Origin of the sequence: Novosphingobium organovorum (assembly GCF_022832435.1) — a bacterium.
Taxonomy (GTDB): Bacteria; Pseudomonadota; Alphaproteobacteria; order Sphingomonadales; family Sphingomonadaceae; genus Novosphingobium; species Novosphingobium organovorum.
The window spans coordinates 1-17504 of the sequence record NZ_JALHLF010000026.1; the positions used below are offsets into that span (position 1 = coordinate 1).

Sequence of the window (17504 nt, forward strand, 5' to 3'; positions counted from 1 at the left end):
GTGCGGCGCGAGGCGCAGGCGCGCAAGGAAGCCAAGCAGGGGCGCGACAAGGCGGGCCGGGCCTATGCGGCGGGAGGATCGCAGGCGACGATTCTGCTCGGGCGCCAGGCCGAACGGGCCCAGAACAGCGGCGCGCGGCTCGACCAGCTGGCCGAGCGCCAGCAGGGCGAAGCGTCGGAGCGGCTCGCCGCGGCGCGCGAGCAGGTCGAGGTGCTGGTGCCGATCGCGATTCGCCTGCCTTCGCCGGCGGTACCCTCGGGCGCGCGGGTGCTTGCCTGCGAGGAGCTCGTGTTCGAGCGCGAGGGGCGGCGTTTCGGCCCCTGGACACTGACGCTCACAGGCCCCGAGCGCGTGGCGCTGACCGGTGCGAACGGGGTGGGCAAGTCGACTTTGCTGCGGCTGCTGACCGGCGATCTGGCACCCACGGCGGGCCGCGTGCAGCGCGGCACAGGGCGGATCGCGTGGTTCGACCAGCATCTGGGGCAGCTGGACAGCCGGGGCGACATTCTTGCCAATTATCGCCGCGCCAACCCGCACGAGCCGGAGGAGACCGCGCGTGCGACGCTGGCGCGCTTCGGCTTTCGCGGGGAACGGGCGTTGCAGGCGGTCGACACGCTGTCGGGGGGCGAGCGGCTGCGCGCCGGGCTCGCCTGCCTTGCGGGCGGCGGCGAGCCGCCCTGGCTGCTGGTGCTCGACGAGCCGACCAACCATCTCGACATTGCGGGGCTCGAACTGCTCGAACAGGCGCTGGTGGGCTTTACCGGGGCGCTGCTGGTGGTGAGCCACGATGCGGCCTTCCTCGAGGCGATCGGGATAACGCGGCGTGTGGAGCTCTAATCCACGTCGAAGGCTTCGGGCGCGCGGCCTTCGACGTGGCGCGCGTGCATCGTGGCAAAGGCGCTTTCGACCCGGCGGGTATAGGCCTGGGTGTCGAACAGGGGACAGGTCAGCCGGTTGGCGGCCAACCGCGCGCGCAGTTCGGCAAGGCGTTCGGGGTGGCGCGCGAGGGCGAGCGCCACGGCTTCGTAGTCGGCCGCGCTGGTCGTGGCGAGTTCGGGCAGGCCCGCGGCGGTGACCAGGCTGGCCGCCACGCGCGCGGCGAACTGATCGCCGCAGCGGGTGAGCACGGGAAGCCCGGCCCACAGGGCATCGCTCGCGGTGGTGTGCGCGTTGACCGCGAAGGTATCGAGGAACAGGTCGGCGAGCGCGAGCCGGCCCAGATGTTCGCCGTGCGCGATTGCGGGGGCGAAGACCAGCCGGGCCGGATCGATCCCGCGCGCCCTGGCTTCCCGCGTGAGATTGACTTCGGCCCACGGGTTGGAACGCAGCAGCCACAGCACAGAGCCCTCGACCGCGCCGAGCAGCCGCATCCAGATGTCCCATTCGGCGGGCGAGATCTTGTAGGTGTGGTTGAAGCTGGCGAAGACGAACCCGGTTTCGGGCAGGCCATGCGCGGCGCGCCCGCCGCTGTCGGGTACGATGGTGCGGGTGTTGTCGTTGGCCTGGTAGCACCCCGCCAGCCGCACGATCTTCTCGCTGAAGGCGCGCTCGCCGCCTTGTGGCAAGGCGATGGCATCGGCGATGAAATAGTCCATGCAGGCGTGTCCCAGCGTGCCGGGGTAGCCCATGTAGCTGACCTGGACCGGCGCCAGCCGGTGCCCGAAGACGCGCGTGCGCGTGCCGCGCGTGTACCCCTTGAGATCGATCGCGATATCGAGGTTGTCCGCCCTGGCGCGCGCGGCGATGTCCTCGTCGGTCATCGCGCCGATCTCGACAAAGGCGTCGACCTCGCCCTTGAGCCGGGCGCGCCAGGCGTCTTCCTCGCGCTGCGGGCCATAGCTGTAGAGCCGGACCTCGAAGCGTTCGCGGTCATGCTCGCGAAACAGCCCGCTCATCAGATACAGGGTCGCGTGGTTATGAAAGTCGGCCGAGAAGTAGCCCAGGCGAATGCGCCCGTCGGGGGCCGGGGCGGGGGTTGGAAGCGTTGCGGGGGCAGGCGGAAACATCCGCCGCGCGCAGGCGCGCGAGCGCTCGAACTGGTGCAGCGCATCGTCGCAGAACGGCAGCGAGGCGAAGGGCTGCACCGCCGATACGTCGGACAGGCGCGTCAGCGCGTATTCGCCGCGCGCGTGCCAGTCGCACATGTGGGCTTCCTCGAACAGCGCCTGGAGCCGGGCCGAGGCGTCGTTGGGTTCGCGCAGCAGGGCGGCGCGGAAGGAGGCCACGGCGTCGGGCAGCCGCCCTTTGAGGATCAGCGCCTTGCCCCGGTTGACCATGGCCTTGGTGTTGCCGGGCGCAATCACCAGCGCCCGCTCGAAGAAGTCGAGCGCGGCATCGATCCGGTCGAGCGCGAGCAGTTCGCCGCCCAGGTTGTTGATCGCATCGCCATGGTCGGGGCGCAGGTGGATGGCCCATTCGTAGCAGGCGATGGCGTCCTCGCGCCGGCCCAGCTTCGCATTGAGATTGCCCAGGTTGTAGTAGGCATCGACATAGTCCGGATCGATCGCGAGGGCCTGCGCGAAGTAGTGCGCGGCCTCTTCGTCGCGCCCGGCCTGTTCGAGCAGGTTGGCGAGGTTGTAGCGCGCATCGGCATAGACCGGCGCGCGCGCGATGACCTCGCGGTAGGTCGCCTCGGCGGCGTCCTCGTCGCCCTCGCGGCGCAGCGCGATGGCCAGGTTGTTGTAGCTGGCATAGGCGTTGGGATCGGCGGCGATGGCGGCGCGAAAGGCGTCGCGCGCGCCCGGGTTGTCCCCGATCGCCAGCAGCGCGGCGCCATAGAGGTTCTGCACTCCGTGCGAATGGGGAAAGTCTCGTGCGAGCCGGGCGCCTTCCTGCGCGGCTTCCTGCATGCGCCCGTCGCGATAGGCGCTGACCAGCGCATCGAAGCGGTGCTGCGCCGGGGTTCCGGCCGGTTCGTCGAGCGCGCGCAGCGCGGCGCGCGCGCGCGTGTTGTTGGGGTGGCGTTGCAGGACGTCGTGATAGATCGCGCGGGCGGCATCGGCATCGCCGCGCTTGGCCGCGCCCTTGGCCTTGATAAGTAACGTTTCCAAGCCGCTCATGGCTGCGCAAGTCCTTCCCCAAGGCCTGTGACGCATCGAGCGATAGAGGAACGTGGTGGACGCGCCGTGTGCGCGCTCTTCCGCACAACTCCGTAGGGCCGTCACCGGAGGCCGTCGATCGGAGGGGTGCGATCTTGCTTTCCACCCTGGAAGGCCCGCTTCCACCACGGCGAGGGCGGGGCGGGAAAATCGGCTCTTTGCGGTCTTTGGCACGCCTCTTGCTAATAAGCCCGGACACAGGAATTCACCGAGTAACTCGAAGAACCGGGGAAGGCGGCCGAATGGCAACCGAAACATTTTATGACGTGATGCGGCGTCAGGGTATTACCCGCCGCAGTTTCAACAAGTTCTGCTCGCTTACGGCCGCAGCCCTGGGGCTCAGTCCGGCCCACGCCGACGAGATCCGCCACGCGATGGAGACCAAGCCGCGCCTTCCGGTGCTCTGGCTCCACGGCCTGGAATGCACCTGCTGCTCGGAAAGCTTCATCCGCTCGGCGCATCCGCTGGCCAAGGATGTCATCCTCTCGATGATCAGCCTCGACTACGACGATACGCTGATGGCCGCCGCCGGACACCAAGCCGAGGCGATCATCGCCGAGACGATCGAGAAGTACGATGGCAACTTCATCCTCGCGGTGGAAGGCAATCCGCCGCTCAACCAGGAAGGCATGAGCTGCATCATCGGCGGGCGCCCGTTCCTCGAACAGCTCAAGGAAGCGGCCGATCACTGCAAGGCGATCATCTCCTGGGGCTCGTGTGCCTCGTGGGGCTGCGTCCAGGCCGCAAGGCCCAACCCGACCCAGGCGACCCCGGTGCACAAGGTGCCGGGCCTTGCCGACAAGCCGATCATCAAGGTGCCCGGCTGCCCGCCGATCGCCGAAGTCATGACCGGCGTCATCAGCTACATCCTCACCTTCGACCGCTTCCCCGAACTCGACAACCAGGGGCGCCCGAAGATGTTCTATTCGCAGCGCATCCACGACAAGTGCTACCGTCGGCCGCACTTCGATGCCGGGCAGTTCGTCGAGCATTTCGACGATGAGGGCGCGCGCAAGGGCTACTGCCTCTACAAGGTGGGCTGCAAGGGCCCGACGACCTACAACGCCTGCTCGACGGTGCGCTGGAACGGTGGGCTGTCGTTCCCGATCCAGGCCGGCCACGGTTGCCTGGGCTGCTCGGAAGACGGCTTCTGGGACAAGGGTAGTTTCTACGACCGGCTGACCGACATCAACGGCTTCGGGATCGAGGCCAACGCCGACCAGATCGGCGGCGCGGCGGCCGGGTTGGTGGGAGCCGGCGTGATCGCCCACGCCGCGGCGAGCGCGGTCAAGCGCGCGCGTTCGAAGGACGCACCCTCCTCCGACACTTCCAAAAATACGCATGAGGACGCCTGAGCATGGTCACGCTCGCCACGCCTAACGGCTACACACTCGACAATTCGGGCAAGCGCGTCGTCGTCGATCCCGTCACCCGCATCGAAGGGCACATGCGCTGCGAGGTCAATCTCGACAGCAACAACGTGATCCGCAACGCGGTCTCCACCGGGACCATGTGGCGCGGGCTCGAGGTGATCGTGAAGGGCCGCGATCCGCGCGACGCCTGGGCTTTCGTCCAGCGCATCTGCGGGGTGTGCACCGGCACCCACGCGCTCACCTCGGTGCGCGCGGTGGAGAACGCGCTGGGCATCGCCATTCCCGAGAACGCGAACTCGATCCGCAACATCATGCAGCTCTCGCTGCAGGTCCACGATCACCTCGTCCACTTCTACCATCTCCACGCGCTCGACTGGGTCAACCCGGTCAACGCGCTCAAGGCCGACCCCAAGGCGACCAGCGAGTTGCAGCAGATGGTCTCGCCCAGCCACCCCAACTCCTCGCCGGGCTACTTCCGCGACATCCAGACGCGCCTGAAGAAGTTCGTCGAGAGCGGGCAGCTTGGCCCGTTCAAGAACGGCTACTGGACCAACCCGGCCTACAAGCTGCCGCCCGAGGCGGACCTCATGGCGGTGACGCACTACCTCGAGGCGCTGGACTTCCAGCGCGAGATCATGACCGTGCGCACGATCTTCGGCGGCAAGGACATCCACCCCAACTGGCTGGTGGGCGGCGTGCCGTGCGCGATCAACATCGATGGCGACATGGCCGCGGGCGCGCCGATCAACATGGTCTCGCTCGATTACGTGCGCAAGATCACCCAGAAGTGCATCGATTTCGTCAAGAACGTCTACGTTCCTGACGTCATCGCGATCGGCAAGTTCTACAAGACTTGGCTCTACGGTGCGGGCCTGTCGAACAAGGCGCTGATGGCCTATGGCGACATTCCCGACAGGGCCAACGACTACAGCCCGGCCAACCTGATGATGCCGCACGGCGCCATCGTCGACGGCAAGCTGACCGACATTCACCCGGTCGACCTCACCGATCCCGAACAGGTGCAGGAATTCGTGCCGCACTCGTGGTATTCCTACCCCGATGAAAGCAAGGGCCTGCACCCCTGGGACGGGATCACCGAGCCCAACTACGTGCTGGGTCCCAAGGCAAAGGGCACCTCGACCCGGATCGAGGAGCTGGACGAGGGCGCCAAGTATTCGTGGATCAAGGCGCCGCGCTGGCGCGGCCACGCGATGGAAGTGGGGCCGCTGGCGCGCTACATCATCGGCTACCAGCAGGGTCGCAAGGACATCAAGGAGCAGGTCGACGGGTGCCTTTCCGCGCTCGGCCTGCCGATGGAGGCGCTGTTCTCGACGCTGGGCCGCACCGCCGCGCGCGCGCTCGAGGCGCAGTGGGCCGCCGAAACGCAGCTCTACTTCGTCGACAAGCTGATCGCCAACATCAAGGCGGGCGACGTGGCGACCGCCAACACCGCCAAGTTCGATCCGGCGACCTGGCCGAGCGAGGTCAAGGGCGTGGGCTTCACCGAGGCGCCGCGCGGCGCGCTGGCGCACTGGATCCGCATCAAGGACGGCAAGATCGAGAACTACCAGTGCGTCGTGCCCACCACCTGGAACGGCACCCCGCGCGACAACGAGGGCAATATCGGCACTTTCGAAGCCTCGCTGCTCGACACCAAGGTCGAACGGGCCGAAGAGCCGGTGGAAATCCTGCGCACGCTGCACAGCTTCGATCCGTGCCTGGCCTGCTCGACCCACGTGATGGGCCCCGACGGGGAAGAGCTGACCAAGGTTCAGGTGCGTTGAGAAAAGGAATGATGACGATGTTCGAACGCCTTCCCACTTCCCCGCGCGCCGCCGCAACGGCCGGTGCGCTTGCGCTTGGCCTCGTGGCAAGCCCCGCGCTGGCCCATCCCGGCCACCTCGAGAGCGGCTTTTCGGCCGGGCTCGCGCATCCCTTCCTCGGGCTCGACCACCTCCTGGCGATGCTGGCGGTGGGCCTGTGGGCCGCGACCCGCAAGCCGAGCGAGGCCTGGCAGGCCCCGGCGGTGTTCATGGGCTGCCTGACGCTGGGCGGCGTGCTGGGCCTCCTCACCGGGCCGATCGCCATGGTCGAGCCGCTGATCGCGGGTTCGCTGCTGGTCTTCTCCGCGCTGCTGCTGGCCGCGCCGCTGGTGTCCAACCGTGTCGGCCTTGCGATGATCGGGCTTTTCGCGCTGGTCCACGGGCAGGCCCACGGCGCCGAGACGACGGGCGCGGTGGCGACTTTCTTCGCGGGTTTCCTGATCGCCTCGGGCGTGCTCCACGCGCTGGGCTGGAAGATGGGCTCGAGCCTGTTCGCTTCGGCGCCCGCACGCTGGATCGCAGGGCTGGGTATCGGCGGCGCGGGTCTCGCGCTCGCGCTGTCCTGATCGTCGGGAACGGGAGGAGTTCCTCATGGCCAGCAGTCCCGCTCCGGCCGAGCGCGTCCAGTCGGTCTACGTCTACGAGGCGCCGGTGCGCCTGTGGCACTGGATCAACGCGCTGGCGATCCTGGCGCTGTGCGTCACCGGCTACCTGATCGGCAAGCCGCTGCCCGCGATCGGCGGCGAGCCTTACGCGCACTTCCTGTTCGGCAAGATCCGCTTCGTCCACTTCGTCTCGGGGCAGATCCTGCTCGTCGGCTTTGCGCTGCGCGTCTACTGGGCCTTCGTGGGCAACGTTCACGCGCGCGAGCTGTTCTTCATTCCGGTCACCCGCGCACCGTTCTGGAAGGAAGTCTTCTACGAACTCAAGTGCTACATGCTCATGAAGAAGAGCGCGAAGACATATGCCGGGCACAATCCGCTGGCGCAGATCTCGATCCACCTGCTGTTCGTGTGGGGCATCGTCTTCATGCTGGTCACCGGCCTTGCGCTTTATGGCGAGGGTGAGGGGCCGGGCGTGATCCACACGCTGTTCACCAGCTGGGTGATCCCGCTGTTCGGCGAAAGCCAGGACGTGCACACCTGGCACCACCTGGGCATGTGGGTGATCGTCTCGTTCGTTATCGTGCACATCTACGCCGCGGTGCGCGACGACATCCTCAGCCGCCATTCGAGCATTTCCTCGATGGTGTCTGGCTGGAAGACCTTCGAAGGGGGGCGCCCCCGTCACTGAGCGGGAAGCCTGGCCTTTCGCGAAGCGCCGGCGCTTCGTTCTGCTGCTATGGAAAGATCGATTGCAGCAATCTCTTTCCATATTGGATACTTTCTTTTCAGTTTCGCGAACTCGATTTGACCGCAGGCTCGTGCGGCAAAGGATTTCAGCGCGTTGGTACGACTGGAAAGGAACTGGCACGTGCCTTGCTATCAAGGCTAGTGATGAAATCTGGCAAGAGACTTTCCAGTGTGTGCGCGGCGCTTACTGTGGCCGCCGCCGCTGGTCGGGTCCGGATGCCGGGAGAAAGCGAAAACATGGCTGCCATAGGTGACAAGACCCCGTCCGTGCTCGTGCTGGGCATCGGCAATCTGCTGTGGGCCGACGAAGGCTTCGGCGTGCGCGCGGTCGAACACCTCCACCGCCACTGGGAATTTCCCGAAAACGTGCGTCTGCTCGACGGCGGGACCCAGGGGCTCTACCTCATCCAGACCATCCGCGAGGCCGACGTGCTCGTGGTGTTCGACGCGGTCGACTACGGGCTCGAGCCGGGCACGATGAAGCGCGTCGAAGGCGACGAGGTGCCCAAGTTCCTGGGCGCCAAGAAGGTCTCGCTGCACCAGACCGGCTTTCAGGAAGTGCTGATGATGGCCGAAGTGCTGGGCGATCCGATCGTCCACCAGCTGCTCATCGGCGTCCAGCCGGTCGAACTGGAGGACTACGGCGGCTCGCTGCGCCCGCAAGTGCGTGACAAGATCGAGCCGGCCATCGCCCTCGCGCTCGAATACCTCGAAGGTTTCGGGATCAAGGCCGTGCGCCGCGCCCGTCCGCTGGCCGACGAGCAGGGGATCGGCTGTCTCGAGATGGTGCTCGAACGCTACGAAGCCGAACGCCCCGATGCGGCCAGCGCGCCGCGCCATGGCGACGAGCGCGTGCTGTCCACCGGCGGCTTCGTCCCGCCTGCCGATTTCGACGCCGAGATCGCCGAGCTGGTGGCGCAGGTTCCGGCCGCTGGCGCCGGGGAGTCGCGCTGATGTGCCTGGGTGTTCCCGTGCGCGTCCTTGCCATCGAGGGCCCGGGGCACGCGCTGTGCGAGGATCGCGGCACGCAGGTCCTGATCGACACCTTGCTGGTTGGCGAGGTGGCCGTGGGGGACTGGCTGATGACGTTCCTGGGCGCCGCGCGCGAGAAGATGGACGAAGAGGCGGCCCGCCGCTCGCTTGCCGCGCTCACCGCGCTCGAGGCGATCATGAACGGACAGGAGGCGGATATCGCCGCTGCGTTCCCCGACCTCGTCGACCGCGAACCGCAATTGCCCCCCCACCTGCGCGACGGAGCCGTGCTGTCATGACCCCCGAACCCGATTTCTCGCCGCTGCTCGATGGCATCATCGCGCGCCACCGCTATCCGGTCGTCACGCCCGAAGCGCTCGACGCCGAGGCTGCGGCCTATCCCCTGGTTCTCCTGTTCCTTTGCGGCGATCACCGGCGCCTGGCCGAAAGCAACGACGTTGCCGTGGTCCTGCCCGAACTCGACGCCGCGCTCGAAGGCCATGCCCGCGTGCTGGTCTGCGCGCGCGAGCACGAGCGCGAGATCCAGCGCCGCTACCGCTTCACCGCCTTTCCCGCGCTCGTCTTCCTGCGCGAGGGGGGCTATCTCGGCGCGATCGAGGGGATCCGCGACTGGTCGGACTACCTCGTCGAAATTCCCGAAATCCTCGGGCGCGAGCCGAGCGCTCCGCCCGCCTTCAAACTGCCCGCCGGTTGCGGCGAGAGCCGCTGAGGAGCGCCTGATCATGTCATCCTTCGAACCCCCGCGCATGCCCGCGCTCGTCGGCCCCGGCAGCCAGCCCGAAAGCTTCGACGGCACCACGCTTGACTACATGGTCATGCCCAGCGGCATGACGACCTTTTCCGCCGCCCACGTGCCCGAGGCCGAGCAGGCCGAGGGGCATGGACCTGCGCTGGAGGCGGTTGCCGCGATCCTCGCCGGGCTGCGCCGCGCCGAGGCGGGCGGCGAGGGTGGCCGGGTCGATCTCACCCATCTTTCGGGCGAGGACCTGATGTTCGTTGACCAGCTGCTGGGCGAAGGCGAAGTCTCGGTGGTCTGCGGCGCCGACGCGCAGGCGCAGGAATCGGTGCTTGCCGGTGTCTGGCGCGTGCGCGAATGCGATGCGATGGACCGTGTGGTGGCCGATTACGCCGAGATCGGGGCCTTCCCGCAGGCGCTGCTCGCGCGCACCTTCCTCAAGGCGCAGGACGCCGCCAGGCTGCCCGAGAGCGCCGGGCCCAACATCTTCAACGCGCCCGCGCTGGTGGTCGAGATCAACGAACACGTCCCCCATGCGCGCGACGCGGGGCAGGGGGCGCACAGCATCAACCTCTCGCTCCTGCCGCACACCGAGGAGGATCTGGTGTTCCTCAAGCAGGTGCTGGGCCAGGGCGATCTGGTCATCCTTTCGCGCGGGTACGGCAACTGCCGCATCCACGCCACCGGCACGCGCGATACCTGGTGGGTGCGTTACTATAATTCGCAGGACACCCTGATCCTCAACTCGATCGAGGTCAGCCCGATCCCCGAAGTCGCGCTTGCCGCGCGCGAGGACCTCGCCGACAGCGCCGAACGGCTGGCCGAAATCCTTGCCATTTACATCGAGGAAAGGGCCTGAGCGATGGCGCAGGCGCCCTCCAGCGACCACTTCTTTGCGGGCAGCTACGGCGGTGATGCCTCCAAGCTGACCGATGACGCGCGGCTCGAATGCAAGATCTGCTGGCACATCTACGACCCCAAGGACGGCTGCGACTACTGGCAGATCCCGCCGGGCACGCCGTTTTCCGCGCTGCCCGATCACTGGACCTGCCCCGAATGCGACGGCGCGCGCGCCGACTTCATGGTCGTGTCGGACTGAGCCGATGGACCAGGGCGCCGCGCTGGCCGACCTTCACGCCCGGATCGAGGCAACCTACCGCACCATTGCCGAAACGCGCATGGAGGGGGTGCCGATCCTCAACCGCCGGCTCGACGTGGCGCTGCGCGGGCTGCGGCGCTATGGCGAGAACCATGTCGGCGTGCTCGTCACACCCTGGTTCATGAACCTGCTGTTCGTGCCCTGCGCGGCGCCGGATACGGTGAGCGGAGGCGGCTTGCGGGTCGGCACCAGCCGGGTCTTCGTCCTGCCCTCGGGGCCTTACGAGGCGCTGGCTTCCTACGAAGCGGCGCTGGGCTGGCACTGGGGCTGCTCGCTGTTTTCACCGATGTTCGATTTTGCCGACATGGACAGCGCGATCGAGACCGCCGAGGTTTCGCTCGACCTTCTGTTCACCGCGCCCGACCAGGACCATCCCGGCCCGGCTGAGAACGACCGCGAGGATGTCAGGGCGGCGATGATCCGGGGCAAGGGCGAAGGTTCGGCGCAGGAGCGGCTCGATGCGATGGCACGGGCGGAAGCCGCCGCGCTGGTGGAGGCGCAGGCCGAGGTGACACCGTCCACCAAGGTACACTCGCCGGGTGAAGCCGAACCCTTGGTCGAGCGCCCGGCGAGCCTCGATCGCCGCGCGCTGTTCGGGTTTGGCCGCCGCGCGGCAGGAGAGCGCCGATGATCCGCCGTCCGGCCCTTGCGATCACCGTTCCTCCGCCGGAAAGCGGCGCGCGCTTGCGTATCGCCTATGCGCCGACAGGCGTTGCCGCGCGGTTGGTTCATGGGCAGATCGCGCAAGCCGTTCCCGCGACGATCGGGCGGCTGTTCGCGGTCTGCACGTCGGCGCAGGAGCTGGCCTCCTGGCTGGCGCTGTGCGCCGCGCAAGGGCACGCGGCAGAGCCGGTGCGGCTGGCCACGCTGCGCCACGCCGCGAGCCTGGAAGCGCTGCGCGAGACCGCGCTGCACGTCCTGCTCGTCTGGCCCTCGCTCTACGGTGAACCGGGCGGGCGCGCCGCCGCCGCCGCGATCATGGCCGCGACGCGCGGCGAGGGCGATGGCCCCGCAATCGCACGCACGCTGGCCGAAGCGGTGTTCGGCTGCGATCCGGATGAATGGCTAGCCCGGCACGAAGGCGGGCGCTGCGCCAGCCGGTGGGTCTTCGCGCGCGAAACACAGGCCGCGCACCTGCTCGACCGCGCGCTGGCGGACCGCGAAATGCCGATCCATCCCGCGCCGAGCGCCGATGGGCCGCTGGCGCGCATGGCCGGGTCTTCGTTCGTCGCCGATTTCGAACCGGGCAGTCTGGCCGCGCACCGTGCGGCGCGGCTGGTCGAACTGGCGCGGCTCGCGGCCTCGTTCGCGCGCGGCGCGCCGGAATTGCCCGAAACCCGCGTGTCGTCTGGGGCTGCGGGTGAGGCCTACGCGCAGGTGGCCTGCGCGCGCGGTACGCTTGTCCACACCGTGCGGCTGGGCGATGGGCGCATTGCCGACTATGGCGTGGTATCGCCCACCGACGCGGCTTTCGCGCCCACCGGCCATGGCCGGGCGTGGTTGCAGACGGTGGCCGATGGCACGCTCGATCGGCCGCGCCAGGCGCGCGAGGCGGCCTTGCGGCTGGTCCTGGCGGCGATCGATCCCTGTGTCGAGCACGCCTTCGTGTTCGAAACGGAACCGATGGAAGGAGCGCTGTAATGCATGAGATGGCCCTGTGCGAAAGCATCCGCCAGATCATCGAGGAGCAGGCCCAAGGGCAGGGCTTCACCCGCGTCGCGCGCGTCGCGCTCGACATCGGGGTGTTTTCCGGCGTCGAGGCGCAGGCGCTGCGCTTCGGCTTCGATGTGGTCATGAAGGGCTCGGTGGCGCAGGATGCCCGGCTCGAGATCCATGTCCAGCCCGCCACCGCCTGGTGCCTGCCCTGCGGGCACGAGGTCGGCCTTGCGCAGCGCTATGACGCCTGCCCCGACTGCGGCAGCTACCAGCTGCAGGTGACGGGCGGCGAGAACCTGAGTATTCGAGAATTGGAGGTCTACTGATGTGTACCGTTTGCGGCTGCGGCGAAGGCGAAACCCGCATCGAGGGCCATGGCCACCACCATCATCATGACCACGATCACGCGCACGGCCATGACCACGCGCACGACCATGACCATGACCATGACCATGACCATGACCATGACCATGACCATGACCACGCGCATGACCATCACCACCACCACGGCGCGCACGGCGATCTGCACTATGGGACCGGCCCGGCGGGAACCTCGGTTCCGGGCATGAGCCAGACCCGGCTGATCCAGCTCGAAGCGGACATCCTGGGCAAGAACAACCGCTACGCGGCGGTCAACCGCGCGCGCTTTGCGCAGCTGGGCATGTTCGTGCTCAACCTCGTCTCCTCGCCCGGTTCGGGCAAGACGAGCCTGCTGTGCAAGACGCTCGAAGCGCTCAAGGAGACGCTTTCGCTCGCGGTGATCGAAGGCGACCAGCAGACCAGTGCCGATGCCGATCGGATCCGCGCTACGGGTGTCCCTGCGATCCAGGTCAACACCGGCAAGGGCTGCCATCTCGACGCGCACATGATCGGCCACGCGCTCGAGGCGCTGGCGCCGCAGGCCGGCTCGGTCCTGCTGATCGAGAACGTGGGCAACCTCGTTTGCCCGGCCGGGTTCGATCTGGGCGAGGCGCACAAGGTGGCGATCCTCTCGGTCACCGAGGGCGAGGACAAGCCGCTCAAGTATCCCGACATGTTCGCCGCGTCCGATCTCGTCCTGCTCAACAAGGTCGATCTCCTGCCGCACCTCGATTTCGACATCGATCTGGCCGAGGCCAACGTGCGCCGCGTCAATCCCAGGGCGCGCGTGCTGCGTGTCTCGGCGCGCTCGGGCGAGGGGATGGCGGCCTGGATGCAGTGGCTCAAGGGCGGTGCGCTGATGGCGGGCGCCACCCGCGCGCCTGACAGCGAAGCGCCTGCGGCGCTCGCGGCGAAATAGGGGAGGGGCCGCGCCATGTGCCTTGCCATCCCCGCGCGCGTCACCGCGCTGCACGATGACGCGATGGCCACCGTCTCGCTGGGCGGGGTGGTCAAGACCATCTCGGTCGCGCTGCTCGATCGGGTAGCGGTGGGCGACTATGTCCTGCTCCACGTCGGCTATGCGCTCCACACGATCAGCGAGGCGGAGGCCGAGCGCACGCTGGCGATGATGGCCGAGGGCGGGCTGCTCGAGGCCGAGATCGCCGAAATGGCCGATGGGGCGGGAGAAGCGGCATGAAGTACGTCGAGGAATTTCGCGACCGCGCGCTGGCCGAGAGGCTGGCCGCGACGATCCGCGCCGAGGTCGACCCGGCGCGCGACTACAACTTCATGGAGTTCTGTGGCGGGCACACCCATGCGATCTTCCGCTATGGCGTGCAGGATCTGGTGCCCGCCAACGTCCACTTCGTCCACGGGCCGGGGTGTCCGGTGTGCATCCTGCCGATCCGTCGGCTCGACGATGCGATCGAGCTGGTCGAACGCCATGGCGTGATCCTGTGTTCCTATGGCGACATGCTGCGCGTGCCCGCCTCGAAGCGCCGCTCGCTGATGAGCGTGAAGGCTGAGGGCGGCGACGTGCGCATGGTCTATTCCACGCTCGACGCGCTCGACGTGGCGCGCAAGAACCCGGATCGCGAGGTCGTGTTCCTGGGCATCGGGTTCGAGACCACCACGCCGCCGACCGCCCTCGCCATCCGCCAGGCCGAGATCGAAGGGCTCACCAATTTCTCGGTCTTCTGCAACCACGTGCTGACCCCGGCGGCGATCCGCCACATCCTCGATGCGCCTGAAATCGATCCCGCGCAGGCGGTCCGCCTCGACGGGTTCCTCGGCCCCAGCCACGTCTCGGCGGTGATCGGCTCTGAGCCTTACGAGTTTCTCTCCGAAAGCTACGCCAAGCCGGTGGTGATCGCCGGGTTCGAGCCGCTCGACGTGCTCCATTCGGTGCTGATGCTGATCCGTCAGGTCAACGAAGGCCGCGTTGCGGTGGAGAACCAGTACGCGCGCGTCGTCACGCGCGAGGGCAATACCCGTGCGCAGGCACTGGTCGCGGAAATCTTCGAACGGCGGGCCGCCTTCGAATGGCGCGGGCTCGGTTCGGTGCCCGACAGCGCGCTGTCCATCCGCGAAAGCTACGGCGCGTTCGATGCCGAACGCCGGTTCGCGCTTTCGGCCAAGACCTCGCGCGAGGTCAAGTCGTGCGAATGCCCGGCGATCCTGCGCGGCGTGAAGAAGCCCAAGGATTGCAAGCTGTTCGGCACGGTGTGCACGCCCGATAATCCGATGGGCAGCTGCATGGTCAGCTCCGAAGGCGCTTGCGCCGCCTACTGGACCTACCGCCGCGCCGAGACGCTGGCGGAAATGGCGGCCGACCGGGCGTGCGTCGCGGCCGGGCTGGAGGACGCGGCGTGAGCGTGATGGAATCGATCGATCGCGAACCGGGCAGGCGCCCCACGATCCGCCCGGACGAGCGCGTGACGATGAGCCACGGCGGCGGGGGGCGGGCCACCGCCGAACTGATCCGCCGCATCTTCGCGCCGCACTTCGCCAACCCGCTGCTCGAACAGGGGCACGACGTCGCCCGGCTCGAACGGCCCGAGGGGCGCATCGTCGTCTCGACCGACGGGCATGTGATTTCGCCGCTGTTCTTTCCGGGCGGCGACATCGGTTCGCTCGCGGTGCACGGCACCTTGAACGATGTTGCCATGGGCGGGGCGCGGCCGATCGCGCTGACCGCCGGTTTCGTGATCGAGGAGGGCTTTGCGCTCGCGGATCTCGAACGCATCGCCGCCTCGATGGGCGCGGCCGCGCGGCGCGCGGGCGTGCCGATCGCGACGGGCGACACCAAGGTCGTCGAGCGGGGCAAGGGCGATGGGGTGTTCATCACCACCACCGGCATCGGGGTGGTGCCCGATGGTGTCGAGATCGGCCCCGACCGGCTTGCCGCAGGGCAGGCGGTGCTGCTTTCGGGGACGCTGGGCGATCATGGCGTGGCGATCCTGTCGCAGCGCCAGGGGCTCGAATTCGGCACCACGATCCGCTCGGACAGCGCGGCGCTGCACCGCATGGTGGCCGACATGGTGGCCGCCGCGCCGGGCCTTGCGCTGCTGCGCGATCCCACGCGCGGCGGGCTTTCGGCGACGCTCAACGAGCTGGTCGAGGGTACGCGGCTGGGCATCGCGATCGACGAGGCGGCGATCCCCGTGCGCGGCGAGGTGGCCTCGGCCTGCGAGCTGCTCGGGCTTGACCCGCTGCACATTGCCAACGAAGGCAAGCTGGTGTGTATTTGTGACGCCCGCGATGCCGAGCCGCTGCTGGCGGTCATGCGGCGCCACCCCGAGGGGCGCGAGGCCGTGCGCATCGGGTCGGTCACCGCCGAGCAGCCCGGTTTCGTCCGGATGACGACCGCGATCGGTGGCACGCGCATCGTGGACTGGCTTTCGGGCGAACAATTGCCCAGGATCTGCTGATGAGCGATCAGCCCGCCAACCTTCCCGTCGTTCTCGTCGTCGACGACGAAATCCGCTCGCTCGAATCGCTGCGGCGCATTCTCGATCACGATTTCGACGTTCTCACCGCGGCCAGCACCGCGGCGGCCGAACGGCATCTGGAGGAGCGGGCGGTGCAGGTGATCCTGTGCGACCAGCGCATGCCCGATCGCACCGGGGTCGATTTCCTGCGCGAGGTGAAGGCGCGCTGGCCCGAGGTCATCCGCATGATCATCTCGGGCTACACCGACGCGCACGACATCATCGACGGTATCAACGAAGCGGGCATCTTCCAGTACATCACCAAGCCCTGGCACCCCGACAACCTCCTCCTGACGCTCAAGGCGGCCTGCCGTCTCTACGATCTCCAGCGGCAGAACGAACTGCTCGCGGTCGAGCTCAAGATGTTGCCCGAACACGCCGACAAGGTGGTCGGCGCGCGGCGCGACACGCTGCGCCGTGCCTTCTCGTTCGAGGATGGCATCGTGCGCGCGCCGGGCAGCCCGATGGAGGACGTGTGCAAGCGGCTGGCCGACGTCGCGCCTTACGATCTGCCGGTGCTGCTGTTCGGGGCCTCGGGCACGGGCAAGGAACTGGCCGCGCGCGCGCTGCACTACGGCTCGCACCGCTGGGACAAGCCCTTCGTCGTCGAGAACTGCGGCGCGCTGCCCGACGAACTGCTCGAAAGCGAGCTGTTCGGCCACCGCAAGGGCGCGTTTACCGGCGCGATCGCCGATCACGTCGGCCTGTTCGAGCGCGCCGATGGCGGCACCGTGTTCCTCGACGAGATCGGCGAAGTCTCGCCCTCCTTCCAGGTCAAGCTGCTGCGGGTGTTGCAGGAGGGGGAGGTGCGTCCACTCGGCGCGGTCGCCACGCGCAAGGTCAACGTGCGCGTGATCGCGGCGACCAACCGCGATCTGGAGGAGGAAGTGCGCGCCAAGCGCTTTCGCGCCGACCTGTTTTACCGTCTGGCGGGGATGATCGTGCGCCTGCCCGCGCTGAGCGAGCGTCCGGGCGATCTGCCCGCGCTGGTCGAGGCGATCCTGGCGCAGGCGACGCGCGCGATGAACAAGCCGGTCAAGGGCGTCACGCCCGAGGCGCTGGCGCGGCTGGCGGCCTACGCCTGGCCGGGCAACGTGCGCGAATTGCAGAACGAGGTGCAGCGCATGGTGGTGCGCGGGACCGAGGGCGAATGGCTCGATGTTGGCGTGCTCTCGCGCCGGGTGCTGGGCCAGGTCGCGCCGCTTGTCGCCCCGCCCCTTGCGTCAACCCCGGCCCCGGCGCAGGCGCTCTCCGCCGCGCGCGGTGCGAACGCGGCGGGCACGCTTAAGGAGCGGGTCGAGGCGCTCGAGGCCGAGATCATTCGCGACGCGCTGATCCGCCACCGCTGGAACAAGAGCCAGGTCGCGCGCGAACTGGGCCTCTCGCGCGTGGGGCTGCGGGCCAAGCTCGACCGTTACGGGCTGGAGAACGTCCACCCCATCGCCCGGCGCGCGGCGAACTAG

General features: G+C 68.2%; 19 protein-coding genes. 18 read left to right on the top strand and 1 reads right to left on the bottom strand.

All coding sequences use genetic code 11. The features are described from left to right. On the top strand, positions 1–837 hold an 837-nt coding region (locus MTR62_RS08845; RefSeq protein WP_244019234.1), incomplete at its 5' end, for an ATP-binding cassette domain-containing protein. On the opposite strand, the gene MTR62_RS08850 is transcribed toward MTR62_RS08845, so the two are convergent. Further along, a complete protein-coding gene (locus MTR62_RS08850; RefSeq protein ID WP_244019245.1) occupies positions 834–3059 on the bottom strand; it encodes a tetratricopeptide repeat protein in 2226 nt (741 codons plus the stop codon). The genes MTR62_RS08845 and MTR62_RS08850 overlap by 4 nt on opposite strands. Before the next feature lie 281 nt (positions 3060–3340). Between MTR62_RS08850 and MTR62_RS08855 the strand changes: the two genes are divergently transcribed. From MTR62_RS08855 to MTR62_RS08935, 17 genes are all read left to right on the top strand, one after another. Further along, the gene (locus MTR62_RS08855) at positions 3341–4453 is read left to right on the top strand and encodes a hydrogenase small subunit (protein WP_268739749.1); all 1113 of its coding nucleotides are present in this window, start codon (positions 3341–3343) and stop codon (positions 4451–4453) included. Between the two features lie 2 nt (positions 4454–4455). After that, complete coding sequence (locus MTR62_RS08860) at positions 4456–6255, top strand: nickel-dependent hydrogenase large subunit (RefSeq protein WP_244019247.1); 1800 nt, start codon at positions 4456–4458, stop codon at positions 6253–6255. A gap of 17 nt (positions 6256–6272) precedes the next feature. Beyond that, complete coding sequence (locus tag MTR62_RS08865) at positions 6273–6860, top strand: HupE/UreJ family protein (protein ID WP_244019248.1); 588 nt, start codon at positions 6273–6275, stop codon at positions 6858–6860. A gap of 25 nt (positions 6861–6885) precedes the next feature. After that, positions 6886–7587 (top strand): Ni/Fe-hydrogenase, b-type cytochrome subunit, encoded by a 702-nt coding sequence (gene cybH, locus MTR62_RS08870; RefSeq protein ID WP_244019251.1) that lies wholly within the window; start codon positions 6886–6888, stop codon positions 7585–7587. 296 nt (positions 7588–7883) lie between these two features. Next, positions 7884–8600, top strand: a complete 717-nt coding sequence (locus tag MTR62_RS08875) for a HyaD/HybD family hydrogenase maturation endopeptidase (protein ID WP_244019253.1) — start codon at positions 7884–7886, stop codon at positions 8598–8600. Beyond that, a complete protein-coding gene (locus MTR62_RS08880) occupies positions 8600–8917 on the top strand; it encodes a HypC/HybG/HupF family hydrogenase formation chaperone (protein ID WP_244019255.1) in 318 nt (105 codons plus the stop codon). Before MTR62_RS08875 ends, MTR62_RS08880 begins: the two co-directional genes overlap by 1 nt. Next, positions 8914–9348, top strand: a complete 435-nt coding sequence (locus tag MTR62_RS08885; RefSeq protein ID WP_244019257.1) for a thioredoxin domain-containing protein — start codon at positions 8914–8916, stop codon at positions 9346–9348. The genes MTR62_RS08880 and MTR62_RS08885 overlap by 4 nt, the downstream gene beginning before the upstream one ends. A gap of 13 nt (positions 9349–9361) precedes the next feature. After that, positions 9362–10234 (top strand): hydrogenase expression/formation protein, encoded by an 873-nt coding sequence (locus tag MTR62_RS08890; RefSeq protein ID WP_244019260.1) that lies wholly within the window; start codon positions 9362–9364, stop codon positions 10232–10234. Positions 10235–10237: 3 nt separating this feature from the next. Further along, positions 10238–10474, top strand: coding sequence for a rubredoxin (locus MTR62_RS08895; RefSeq protein WP_244019262.1), 237 nt, complete (start codon positions 10238–10240; stop codon positions 10472–10474). Positions 10475–10478: 4 nt separating this feature from the next. After that, positions 10479–11165, top strand: coding sequence for a [NiFe]-hydrogenase assembly chaperone HybE (gene hybE, locus MTR62_RS08900; RefSeq protein WP_244019264.1), 687 nt, complete (start codon positions 10479–10481; stop codon positions 11163–11165). After that, positions 11162–12175, top strand: coding sequence for a hypothetical protein (locus MTR62_RS08905; protein WP_244019266.1), 1014 nt, complete (start codon positions 11162–11164; stop codon positions 12173–12175). Before hybE ends, MTR62_RS08905 begins: the two co-directional genes overlap by 4 nt. After that, a complete protein-coding gene (hypA, locus tag MTR62_RS08910; protein WP_244019275.1) occupies positions 12175–12516 on the top strand; it encodes a hydrogenase maturation nickel metallochaperone HypA in 342 nt (113 codons plus the stop codon). Before MTR62_RS08905 ends, hypA begins: the two co-directional genes overlap by 1 nt. Beyond that, the gene (gene hypB / locus MTR62_RS08915) at positions 12516–13469 is read left to right on the top strand and encodes a hydrogenase nickel incorporation protein HypB (protein ID WP_244019291.1); all 954 of its coding nucleotides are present in this window, start codon (positions 12516–12518) and stop codon (positions 13467–13469) included. Before hypA ends, hypB begins: the two co-directional genes overlap by 1 nt. A gap of 15 nt (positions 13470–13484) precedes the next feature. Next, a complete protein-coding gene (locus tag MTR62_RS08920) occupies positions 13485–13748 on the top strand; it encodes a HypC/HybG/HupF family hydrogenase formation chaperone (RefSeq protein ID WP_244019293.1) in 264 nt (87 codons plus the stop codon). After that, a complete protein-coding gene (gene hypD, locus MTR62_RS08925) occupies positions 13745–14923 on the top strand; it encodes a hydrogenase formation protein HypD (RefSeq protein WP_244019303.1) in 1179 nt (392 codons plus the stop codon). The genes MTR62_RS08920 and hypD overlap by 4 nt, the downstream gene beginning before the upstream one ends. Before the next feature lie 5 nt (positions 14924–14928). Then, positions 14929–15981, top strand: a complete 1053-nt coding sequence (gene hypE / locus MTR62_RS08930; protein WP_244019424.1) for a hydrogenase expression/formation protein HypE — start codon at positions 14929–14931, stop codon at positions 15979–15981. Beyond that, a complete protein-coding gene (locus MTR62_RS08935; protein WP_244019305.1) occupies positions 15981–17504 on the top strand; it encodes a sigma-54-dependent transcriptional regulator in 1524 nt (507 codons plus the stop codon). The genes hypE and MTR62_RS08935 overlap by 1 nt, the downstream gene beginning before the upstream one ends.